The sequence below is a fragment of the Brotocaccenecus cirricatena genome (assembly GCF_020687045.1).
GTDB lineage: Bacteria > Bacillota > Clostridia > Oscillospirales > Oscillospiraceae > Vescimonas > Vescimonas cirricatena.
Genome location: NZ_JAJEPW010000079.1, coordinates 1 through 10,944 on the forward strand (window position 1 = coordinate 1; position 10,944 = coordinate 10,944).

Sequence of the window (10,944 nt, forward strand, 5' to 3'; positions counted from 1 at the left end):
TTTTGACCGGGCTGAGACATCATCAACTGCTCCAACGCCTGCAGCGGCGTGTCTCGCATGAAATAGTACGGCATAAGTGAACTCCTCTCTGAAATGAAAAAAGGGCCGGAATCTTATTGCTAAGACTCCGGCCCGTTCCGTTTGATATTACATTGTCTGTTGCTGCGCGACTTGTTCCAAGGCTTCTTCCTGCTGCCGGATTCGCTCGTCCAAATCCGGCACACACTCCTCAATCTGCTGCTGAACACTGCGGATCATTTTTTCCTGCTCTCCCGTGAGTTCAAAGAAATCTCCGTCTACAGAGTCCGCACAGCAGCGATAAATCTCGGTCATCTGCTCTGGGGTGAAAAGCCGTTCCTTTTGAATCAGCCCGGAGCGGATAGCAAAGTCCTGTTTGGCTCCTGCATAGTTCTCCATGAAATAGTGCCCATGACATACTCCTGTGTGCCCATAGGCCCAATCCCATGTGACAAAGTGGACTCCGTGTTTGCTCTGAACTCCAGCCAGCACAGTGCCGTTGAAATCCGCCAGCACCTTGTAGCCGTCCTCCAGACCGTCAGCTTTCAAAAAGGGTGCCATCTCCATCTGCCGCATATACTCCGCTGTGGTCCTGACAATCTCATACACCTTGTCCTTGGCAGCGATCCGTTCTGGCTCGTCAATATCCTCATTGCGGTAGGCAACACCACCGCTCTCAGTTACTTCACAAAGCGGCGAACCGTCAAGCTGGATACACAGCCTGTCAGTGTGAACTTCGTCCAACTGGAAACCCTCCTTGGCAAGGACGATTGCTGCTTCTCTGAGGTAACAGACCTTTTCTTCTGCGCTGATGCTCATATAACTCCTCCCGTGTGCAAAAAAATAAGGCCAGAGCGATCATGCTCCGGCCCACAAAAAATTGACGCTGACACCAGCGCCCTTTTTGAAATGAAAAAGGGCGCCGCTTTCTCAGTCCGTCAGGACCAACAAAACGACGCCCAAATCTTTGTGATTCTTTTTTAAGAAAAATACCGCTGTCAGCCGGAAAAATCGCCGCTGAAAAAGGGCGCTGGCTGAACGCATCTGCCCGAAAAGGGAAAATGCCCGGTTCGAATCGGGGCAGACGCTCTGAAACAGCGATTTGCATCTATGGTTTGAAAGAAGAAATCCGGGCTCGAAAAAGCCCGGAAACGGTTGATGCGCCTGGCTTTTCGCCAGACGCATCTATACCGTTTCGTTAATTTGGTCCGAGTGTTGAGATTCGAACTCAAGGCCTCTTGAACCCCATTGCTTTCAAGTATGTTTCATATAAAGTCAGACCGACTCGCCGTATATCACGGAGTTGCCTGTATTTGCAGCGGGTTTGGGCCGGGCGCTGCATGATGCATATTGCAGCGCCCGGCCACCGAAAAACAAGGAAATCAAAAAAGTGTTAGAAAACTGTTAGAAGAAATCTGCTGTCATGGATTTTGTACAAGCCGCCTGCTTCCAAAACGGAACAGGCGGCTTATTCCATATGTGGAGTAACTCCAAAGTACTCCTTGACATTCCTTGTGACATGCTGTAGAATCAATTCCAGAATTTAACGCAAGGAGGTACGACCTATGCCGTCAGATAAAAAACGCGTCAATCTTACCATTCCGGACGACCTGTACCAGAGAATACAGGAGTATAAGCAACGCCAGGGCGTTACCAATGATGCCAGCGCCTGCCTGCAATTGATCGTCCAACAGCTCAACGGCCTGGAACAGTCACAAACTATGCTGCGGCTTCTGAACAGTCTCTCCGTGGATCAGATTATGGAACTGTCCCGGGATGGCCTGTCCGAAATAAAAACGAAACTGTCAAAAGAGGAGTAACAGCTCCCCGCAAGGAAATGCGAGAGCAACTTGCGGCGTCAGCCGCAATGCGGCTCGCATCCATGCTCCCCCGTGGCCTTGCTGCTACAGTTTCCGTCTTGCAAATGACTTCCGGTGCCCGCTGAATCTCCCGGATATCAAATCAAGCACGCGATTCCATTCCGATGGCCTTGCTGCAGAAATGTCCCGTTGACCGAACCGCTTCCAGTGCCCGCTGGATCTCCCGTCTTTGGTTACCAAAGGCATAGTATTACCCTTTGGTAACCGTGTGTTTTGTGTAATGAAATATTTTATGAAAGGATGTGCACACAGAAAACGAAAGCCCGAAAGTATCAGCTGACCTTCAATAACCCTGTTGACCACGGATTTACTCACGAGGTTATCCGCACAACACTGGCCAGCTTTCCCGGTATTCAATACTGGTGTATGTGTGATGAGGTAGGCGAGCAGGGTACGCCTCACACGCATTTGTATCTATATTCCCCCAACGCGATTCTGTTCACCACCCTGCAAAATCGCTTCATGGGCGCTCACATTGAGATGGCAAAGGGAAGCCATCAGGCCAACCGCGATTATATCCGCAAGGAGGGTCGATGGCTGGATGACGGCAAGCATGAAACCAACCTTCCGGAAACCTTCGAGGAAAGCGGCGACCTTCCTCCGGAACGTGATAAACGGCAGTCTGTCAGCTCTGAAATCCTGGAAATGATTTCTTCCGGCGCTTCCAATGCGGAAATTCTGATGCAGTTCCCCTCCGCCATGAATCGGCTACAGCATATTGAAGCCGCCCGGCAGACACTGCTGGAAAACAGGTTCCGCAGTCAATGGAGGGACCTGCAGGTAACCTATCTGTGGGGCAAAACCGGAGTCGGCAAAACCCGGAGCATCATGGAGCTGTACGGCTATGAAAATGTTTTCCATGTTACCAATTACGCCCATCCCTTTGATGACTATCGGGGTCAGGATGTTATCCTGTTTGACGAGTTTCGCAGCAGTCTGCCCATCGCGGATATGCTCAAGTTTCTGGACGGCTATCCCTTGATGCTGCCTTGCCGCTACAGCAACAAGGTGGCCTGCTTTACCAAGGTGTTTCTGGTCAGCAATATTCCGCTGTCGGATCAGTACCCCAATGTGCAGGTAACGGAACCGGAAACCTATCGAGCTTTCTGCCGCCGCATCAATCAGGGCGCCCTGGAAATGCAGGCTGACAGCGGCGATGAGCCGTTTTAAGGGGGGCTGTGCTTGTTCAAGGACTATCCCGATGTGATGACCCCTGCCGAGGTGGCCCGTGCCCTGGGCATCGGCAAAGCCAGCGTATACCGGCTGATTCACGAAAAGCGGCTGGGCTGCAAGTATATCGGCCGAAAAATGCTTATTCCCAAGGCGTGCCTGGTGGATTTTGTCCAGTCGGCGCGCTACACGGTAGCAAACCCATGACAGCAGACAAATCTAACTGTCCGGAAAGGAGCTATTATGACAGGAAGTCTGCAAATCAAAGATAACAAGTACTATATCGTTCTCAACAGCTACGCAAGCGGTAAACGGCGGCAGAAATGGATCAGAACGGACCTGCCGGTAAAGGGCAACAAGCGCCGGGCGGAACAACTGCTCCGCCAGACGATCCAGGCATATGAACGGCAGCAGGGTATCATTCCCAGCGATGTGTCCTTTGCCGACTTTATCCGCACCTGGCTGGCCCAGGTAAAGCGCCGGGTGGATGAGGTGACCTATCAGGGCTATGAAAGTCTGGCCAACAGTCACATTCTTCCGTATTTTGATGCCAGCGGCCTGAAGCTGCAGCAGGTGACCCGCCAGCTTCTGCAGGATTACATGGACGAAAAGGCCGCCCATGGGCGCAAGGACGGCAAAGGCGGCCTGTCTCCCCGCAGTCTCCGCCTGCACAAGAACATTCTGTATCAGGCGCTGACGGAAGCCGTTAAGGCCGGTCTGCTGTCCGCCAATCCCTGCGAGTATATCGACCTGCCCAGCGTCCCACGGCATGAAGCGCATTTCTACACGGCGGAACAGGTGCAGACGCTCCTGGACAGCATCCGGGACGATCCACTGTTCCCGCTGGTGAAAATCACGGCTATTTACGGCCTGCGCCGCAGTGAACTGCTGGGCCTGCAATGGGACAGCATCGACTTTGAGTCCGGCACCCTGACGATTCGGCACACCGTCAGCAAGGTGACCAAGCCGGTGGAAAAGGATAAGACCAAGAACGCCAGCAGTTACCGCTCTTTCCCGCTGCTTCCGGAAGCCCGGGCCATTTTCCTGCAGGCCCTGTCTGATCAGCGCACGAACCGGCGCTTGTTCGGCAAGGCATACCAGGAGAACCCGTATGTGTTCAAATGGCCGGATGGCCGTCCGTTTCCTCCGGACTATATCACCCATCATTTTGCCCGCCTGCTCCAGAAGAACGGCCTGCCCCGCATCCGCTTCCACGAACTGCGGCATAGCTGTGCCAGCATTCTGCTGAGCAATGGCTTTACGCTCAAGGACGTGCAGGAGTGGCTGGGCCACAGTGATATCAAGATGACCGCCAATGTCTATGGTCACCTGGACATGGCCCGCAAGCAGTCCATCGCCCAGGAAATGTCCTCTCTGCTGTCCGGCAAGTGTTAGAAAAGTGTTAGAAAACCGCCGGGTAAAGCCCCCGCGAAAACAAAAAAAGAAGTCCCGAAACCTTACGGTTTCAGGACTTCTTCGTGGTCCGAGTGTTGAGATTCGAACTCAAGGCCTCTTGAACCCCATTCAAGCGCGATACCAAACTTCGCCACACCCGGATAGCTGGCTGAATCACTCATGTCAGCTTGATTAATATACCACATTCATCCGGGGATTGCAAGCATTTTTTTGAAATTTTTTGGTTTTTTTCTGGTGGGGCTTCAATACCCGTACCGCTTGCGCCCCACCACCAGGAAAATCGCCGTGGTGATCACGGCCATGACCTCCGCCGCCACGATGGAAAGCCAGATGCCGTCCAGCTTCCACAGAAGCGGGAAGGTCAGCACCGCGCCCACCTGGAACACCAGCGTCCGCAGAAAGGCGATGCTGGCGGAGGTCAGCCCGTCGTTCAGGGCCGTGAAGAAGGACGAGCCATAGATGGCGAAGCCCGAGAACAGGAACGAGAAGGAGAAGATGCCGAAGGCGTGGGACGTCATCTCGAACAGGCCCGGGTCATAGCCCACATAGAGCCGGGACAGGGGAGCGGCCAGCACCTGGCCCGCCGCGAACATACACGCGGCGCACACGGCCAGCAGGCCCAGGCTGCGCCGCAGCAGGCCCCGCAGCTCCCGGCGGTTCTCCGCCCCCAGGTGATAGGACTCAATGGGGGCCACGCCCACGGAATAGCCCACGAAAATGGCCTGGAACACCATGCTCACATACATCAGCACGCCGTAGGCTGAGATGCCGTCCTCTCCGGCGTACTTCATCAGCTGGACGTTATACAGCATGCTCACCAGGGACATGGACACGTTGCTCATAAACTCCGAGGAGCCGTTGGAGCAGGTCTTTCCCAGGGCACGCAGGTCCAGGCGGCACTTTCCCAGCCGCAGCAGGCTGCTGTTGGGGCGGGCGAAGTAGATCAGCGGCGCCACGCCGCCGATGCACTGGCTGATGGCCGTGGCCGCCGCCGCACCTGCCGCGCCCCAGGAGAACACCCCCACAAACAGGGCGTCCAGCACCATGTTGGCAACCCCCGCCGCCACAGTGACGAACAGGCCCAGCCGGGGCTTTTCCGCCGTGGCAAACAGGCACTGGAACTCATATTGCAGCACATAAAAGGGCAGGGCGATGAGGTTGATACGGCCATAGATCAGGGCCTGCTCCAGCAGCTCCCCCTCGGCTCCCATCAGCACCGCCGCCGGGCGCAGGATCAGAAAGCCCAGGGCCGCCAGCACCACGCCGCAGGCCGCCGAGGCGTACACGATCAGGGAAAAGATGTTGTTGGCCCGCTGGCGGTCCCCCTGGCCCATGGTCTTGGCGATCAGGGCGCCGCCGCCGGTGCCGAACATGAAGCCCACGCTTCCCAGGATCAGCAGCACCGGGATGATGAGATTCACCGCCGCAAAGGGGGTCTTGCCTGCGTAATTGGACACGAAGAAGCCGTCCACCACGCCGTAAATGGCGGTGAAGATTATCATGGTGATGGACGGCAGGGTAAAGCAGATCAGCTTGCGGCAGGTGAAATGATCCGAAAGCTGGATGGGTGTTTTGCTCATGATTCCTCCTTGATCTCCCGGGCCTTCTGGGCCAGGGCCTCCTGGAAGCGCCGGGTCAGCGCCAGATATTGCTCCACGTCCTCCTGGGGCCAGGCGGCGAACACCTGGTTTTCCGCCTGGATCACCCGCCGGGCGGTCCGCTGGACCAGGGCCTCCCCCTCCGGCGTCAGGCACACGTCCTTGCCCCGGCCCGCGGACTCCAGATAGATCAGCCCGTCCCCCTCCATCCGCCGCAGGGCGGAGTTGACGGTCTGCTTGGTCATGCCGCTCCAATAGCAGATGTCCCGCAGGCGGCACCGGCCCCCGGCGTCGCACAGGGTGTACAGCACCCCCATGACGCTGTCCGAAAGGCCCCAGTGCTGGGCCATTTCATGATAAACCGCGTCGGTCTCCTGCAAAAGATGGTTAAACCGGCGCATATCCCGGGATGTGTATGCCATAGGGCCGCCCTCCTTGGTCCGAAATCGTACCCGGATACTATAGTACGATTTCGGACGATTGTCAAGCAAAAACAGACCGCCGGTCCCGGGAAAGAGGGGACCGGCGGTCTGTTTTGTGGTAAAAGGAGAGAGAATAACAATGATAACAGCTTTTGGATTACGGGCTTATCTTACCGTCCCGGCGGAGAAAAGTCAATAGCTCCCCACCATCGTTTACAGAACGTTCACAGGAAACCGACACTCTGCCTATTGACGGTGGAGTACAATGGTGGTAATATTTAGCCTGCTAACATTTAGGGCACTAAATATTAAAATCTCAGGAAAGGAGCAGACTATTATGAGCTGCATGAAAAAGCCCGAGCTGATCGGCCCCCTGCTGGGGTACTGCAACCACCGGGCCTATCAGCGGATGGAGCAGAAGCTGCGGCGCTATGGGGTCACGCCCATCCAGTGCCGGTCGCTGACGTATCTGCACCGGCAGCCGGGCCCCGTGACCCAGAAACAGCTGCAGCAGCATCTGGCCGTGAAGCCCTCCACCGTCAACGGCATCGTGGACCGGCTGGTGGAAAAGGGGATGCTGACCCGGACTCCGGGGGAAAAGGACGGCCGGTGCCGCATCCTGCGGCTGACGGAGGCCGGACAGCAGTTTTATGATGACTTCGAGTCCATCACCCGGCAGATCGAGGACCTGATCCACCGGGGCATGGACCCCCAGGAGACGGAGACCCTGCGCCGGCTTCTGCTGCGGGCGGCGGACAATCTGACATCGGAGGAGGACAACGCATGATTCGGAAATTAGCCCCCTATACCAAGGGGTATCGCGTCTGGATATTCCTGGGCGTGCTGTGTTCGGCAGGCGAGGCCGTGCTGGAGCTGCTGCTGCCCAAGGCCATGAGCCAGATCGTGGACGTGGGCATCGCCAACGGCGACAAGGCGTATATTCTGGCCACGGGCCTGAAAATGATCCTGATGGCCCTGGCGTCCCTGGTGATGGGCGTGGGCGCGGCGGCTCTGGCGGCCAAGGCCGGCATGGGCTTCGGCGCCAACGTCCGGGCCGCGGAATATGCCCAGGTGCAGAGGTTCTCCTTTGCCAACATCGAGCGGTTTTCCACTGCGTCCCTGATCACCCGGCTCACCAACGACGTCTCGTCGGTGCAGATGACCCTGATGATGGGCATGCGCATGCTGGTCCGGGCCCCGGTGATGCTGATCACCGCCCTGGTCATGGCCCTGACCATCAGCCTGCAGCTGAGCCAGGTGTTCCTGGTGGTGCTGCCGCTACTACTGATCCTGGTGGCCATCGTCATCCGCTATGTGGGGCCGTTTTTCACCGCCCTGCAGAAGTCCACCGACAACCTGAACCTGGTGGTGCAGGAGAACCTCAACGCCATCCGGGTGGTGAAGTCCTTCGTCCGGGAGGACCGGGAGCAGGAGAAGTTCACCCAACGCAGCGACACCCTTCGGGATACGGCGGAGCGGGCCTACAGCTTCGTGGTGCTGTTTGTCCCCCTGGTGACCCTCATTATGGGCGGCACCATCATGGCCATCATGTGGCTGGGCGGCCACTATGTGGTGGGCGGCGCCATGCTCTCCGGCGACCTGATCGCCTTCTTCACCTACGCCTCCGAAATTCTCATGTCCCTGATGATGGTGGCCATGGTGATGATGGTGCTGACCCGGTCCATCGCCTGCGGCAAGCGCATTGTGGAGGTGCTGGAGGAGCAGCCCGAGATCACCGACTCCGCCGCCGACCCGGCCCTGACCGTGGAAAACGGCGAAGTGGACTTTGACCACGTTTATTTCAAGTATCACAAGGACAGCGGCGCCTGGAACCTGGAGGATGTCTGCCTGCATATCGACAGCGGCATGACCGTGGGCATCCTGGGCGGCACCGGCAGCGCCAAGAGTACCCTGGTGAGTCTGATCCCCCGGCTGTATGAGGCCACGGAGGGCGCCGTGTCCGTAGGCGGACACAACGTCCGGGAATACACCATGGAGGCTCTGCGCCAGGGCTGCGCCATGGTGCTGCAAAAGAACACCCTGTTCTCCGGCACCATCCGGGAAAACCTCCGCTGGGGCCGGGAGGACGCCACCGACGCCGAGATGGAGGAGGCCTGCCGCATGGCCTGCGCCGACGAGTTCATCTCCCGCATGCCCGACGGCTACGACACCCACATTGAGCAGGGCGGCGCCAACGTCTCCGGCGGTCAGAAGCAGCGCCTGTGCATTGCCCGGGCCATTCTGCGCCGGCCCCGGGTGCTGATTCTGGACGACTCCACCTCCGCCGTGGACACCGCCACCGACGCAAAGATCCGGTCCGCCCTGCGCCAGGCCCTGCCCGGGGCCACCAAGCTCATCATCGCCCAGCGCATTTCCTCCGTCATGGACGCGGACCTAATCGTGGTGCTGGACGACGGCAAAATTTCCGGTGCAGGCACCCATGACCAACTGATGGCCTCCAACCACATCTATCAGGAGGTCTATAAATCCCAGCAGGAAGGAGCGACGATTGATGGCTGAAAACAAGAAGCAGGTCCGTCCCGGCGGCCCCCACGGCCGGGGACACGGCTATCAGCGGCCCCAGAATCTCCGGGGCACCGTGGGGAAGCTCCTGGCCTATATCGGCCGCTATAAGGCGGCGCTGATCGTGGTGGCGGTGTGCCTGGTGCTCAGCTCCGTGGGCTCCGTGGCCAGCAGCTACTTCCTTAAGCCCGCCCTGAACCACATTGTGGCCGGGGACTTCAAGGGCCTGTTCTGGATGCTGGTGGCCATGGGCGGCGTGTTCCTGGTGTCCGCCGGGTGCTCCTATGCCTATTCCCGGATCATGGTGCGCATCTCCCAGCGGACGGTGGCCACCCTGCGGCAGGACCTGTTCAACAAGCTCCAGTCCCTGCCCTTGCGGTATTTCGACACCCACCAGTCCGGCGACCTGATGAGCCGCTTCACCAACGATATGGACACCGTGTCCGACATGATCAGCAACAGCTTCGCCAGCGTGGTGTCCAACCTGCTGACCTTCGTGTGCACGGTGGTGATGCTGGTGTATCTGAACTGGGCGCTGACGCTGATCACCTTCGTGTTCCTGGGGCTGATGCTCCTGGTGGTGAAGGGCGTGGGCGGCCGCAGCCGCATCAGCTTCCAGCAGCAGCAGGCGGCCCTGGGCAGTCTCAACGGCTACATTGAGGAGATGATCGAGGGTCAGAAGGTCATCAAGGTCTTTCACCATGAGCAGAAGACCCTGGACGAGTTCTCCGCCCGCAACAGCGCCTATCGGGACGCCGCCGCCATGGCCCAGACCTACGCCGGGGCCATGATGCCCGCCATGGGCAACCTCTCCCGCATCAACTATGCCGTCACCTGCTGTGTGGGCGGCCTGCTGTCCATCTCCGGCGTGTTCGACATCGGCTCTCTGGGGGCGTATCTGCTGTATGTCAAGCAGGTGTCCCAGCCGGTGGGCCAGATCAGCCAGCAGGTGAATACCCTTCTGGCGGCGGTGGCCGGCGCCGAGCGGATTTTCGCCGTGATGGACGCCCACCCCGAAACCGACGACGGCACCGCCACCCTGGTCCGGGTGCTGAAGGACGGCGATTCCCTGACGGAGACGGACCGCCGCACCGGCCACTGGGCCTGGAAAAAGTCCGACGGCTCCCTGACGGAGCTGCGGGGCGACGTGCGGTTTGAGCACGTGGACTTCGGCTATGACCCGGAAAAGACAGTGCTCCACGACGTGTCCCTGTTCGCAGAGCCGGGGCAGAAGATCGCCTTTGTGGGCTCCACCGGCGCGGGAAAGACCACCATCACCAATCTCATCAACCGGTTTTACGACATTCAGTCCGGCTCCGTCACCTATGACGGCATCGACGTGCGGGATATCCGGAAGGACTCCCTGCGCCGCTCTCTGGGCATTGTTTTGCAGGATACCCACCTGTTCACCGGAACCGTGGCCGACAACATCCGCTACGGGAAGCTGGACGCCACCGATGAGGAGGTCCGGGCGGCGGCCAGGCTGGCCAATGCCGACACCTTCATCCGCCACCTGCCCCAGGGGTACGACACCGTCATCACCGGGGACGGCGGCAGTCTCAGCCAGGGGGAGCGCCAGCTGCTGGCCATTGCCCGGGCCGCCGTGTCGGATCCCCCGGTGCTGATCCTGGATGAGGCCACCTCCTCCATCGACACCCGCACGGAGAAGCTCATCGAGCAGGGGATGGATTCCCTGATGGCCGGGCGCACGGTGTTCGTCATCGCCCACCGGCTCTCCACCGTCCGCAACGCCCAGGCCATCCTGGTGCTGGAGCAGGGCCGCATCATCGAGCGCGGCGACCATGCCGCCCTGATGGCCCAGAAGGGCAAGTATTACCAGCTGTGCACCGGCCAGGAGGAGCTTTCCTGACCGGAAGGCAGCAAATACGGGCAAAAGCGCCGGTATCGTGCGATACC

Annotated in this window: 11 protein-coding genes and 1 tRNA gene; 7 read left to right on the forward strand and 5 right to left on the reverse strand. The window is 58.7% G+C overall.

Annotated elements, in window-relative coordinates; all coding sequences use genetic code 11:
• Positions 1-147 precede the first annotated feature (147 nt).
• On the reverse strand, positions 148-837 hold the full coding sequence (locus LKD37_RS15525) for a hypothetical protein (protein ID WP_302930009.1): 690 nt from the start codon (positions 835-837) through the stop codon (positions 148-150).
• 111 nt (positions 838-948) lie between these two features.
• Complete coding sequence (locus LKD37_RS15530) at positions 949-1,203, reverse strand: hypothetical protein (protein WP_302930010.1); 255 nt, start codon at positions 1,201-1,203, stop codon at positions 949-951.
• Positions 1,204-1,583: 380 nt separating this feature from the next.
• Here LKD37_RS15530 and LKD37_RS15535 point away from each other — a divergent pair, with 380 nt between their 5' ends.
• The 4 genes from LKD37_RS15535 to LKD37_RS15550 all read left to right on the forward strand — a co-directional run bounded on the left by LKD37_RS15535 (position 1,584) and on the right by LKD37_RS15550 (position 4,463).
• On the forward strand, positions 1,584-1,838 hold the full coding sequence (locus LKD37_RS15535) for a hypothetical protein (RefSeq protein WP_302930011.1): 255 nt from the start codon (positions 1,584-1,586) through the stop codon (positions 1,836-1,838).
• Between the two features lie 300 nt (positions 1,839-2,138).
• On the forward strand, positions 2,139-3,068 hold the full coding sequence (locus LKD37_RS15540; protein WP_302930012.1) for a replication protein: 930 nt from the start codon (positions 2,139-2,141) through the stop codon (positions 3,066-3,068).
• Between the two features lie 12 nt (positions 3,069-3,080).
• Positions 3,081-3,275 (forward strand): helix-turn-helix domain-containing protein, encoded by a 195-nt coding sequence (locus LKD37_RS15545; RefSeq protein ID WP_302930013.1) that lies wholly within the window; start codon positions 3,081-3,083, stop codon positions 3,273-3,275.
• Between the two features lie 36 nt (positions 3,276-3,311).
• Positions 3,312-4,463: a site-specific integrase gene (locus tag LKD37_RS15550; protein WP_302930014.1), complete on the forward strand. Its 1,152-nt coding sequence runs from the start codon at positions 3,312-3,314 to the stop codon at positions 4,461-4,463.
• Between the two features lie 84 nt (positions 4,464-4,547).
• On the opposite strand, the gene LKD37_RS15555 is transcribed toward LKD37_RS15550, so the two are convergent.
• From LKD37_RS15555 to LKD37_RS15565, 3 genes are all read right to left on the reverse strand, one after another.
• Positions 4,548-4,624 (reverse strand) — tRNA-Pro (locus LKD37_RS15555).
• 102 nt (positions 4,625-4,726) lie between these two features.
• Complete coding sequence (locus tag LKD37_RS15560; protein ID WP_302930015.1) at positions 4,727-6,064, reverse strand: MATE family efflux transporter; 1,338 nt, start codon at positions 6,062-6,064, stop codon at positions 4,727-4,729.
• A complete protein-coding gene (locus tag LKD37_RS15565) occupies positions 6,061-6,504 on the reverse strand; it encodes a MarR family winged helix-turn-helix transcriptional regulator (RefSeq protein ID WP_302930016.1) in 444 nt (147 codons plus the stop codon). The genes LKD37_RS15560 and LKD37_RS15565 overlap by 4 nt, the downstream gene beginning before the upstream one ends.
• Before the next feature lie 337 nt (positions 6,505-6,841).
• Here LKD37_RS15565 and LKD37_RS15570 point away from each other — a divergent pair, with 337 nt between their 5' ends.
• The 3 genes from LKD37_RS15570 to LKD37_RS15580 are packed head-to-tail and all read left to right on the forward strand — an operon-like array spanning position 6,842 to position 10,897.
• Positions 6,842-7,291, forward strand: a complete 450-nt coding sequence (locus LKD37_RS15570) for a MarR family winged helix-turn-helix transcriptional regulator (protein ID WP_302930017.1) — start codon at positions 6,842-6,844, stop codon at positions 7,289-7,291.
• A complete protein-coding gene (locus LKD37_RS15575; protein ID WP_302930018.1) occupies positions 7,288-9,024 on the forward strand; it encodes an ABC transporter ATP-binding protein in 1,737 nt (578 codons plus the stop codon). The genes LKD37_RS15570 and LKD37_RS15575 overlap by 4 nt, the downstream gene beginning before the upstream one ends.
• The gene (locus tag LKD37_RS15580) at positions 9,017-10,897 is read left to right on the forward strand and encodes an ABC transporter ATP-binding protein (protein WP_302930019.1); all 1,881 of its coding nucleotides are present in this window, start codon (positions 9,017-9,019) and stop codon (positions 10,895-10,897) included. The genes LKD37_RS15575 and LKD37_RS15580 overlap by 8 nt, the downstream gene beginning before the upstream one ends.
• The last annotated feature ends 47 nt before the right edge of the window (positions 10,898-10,944 follow it).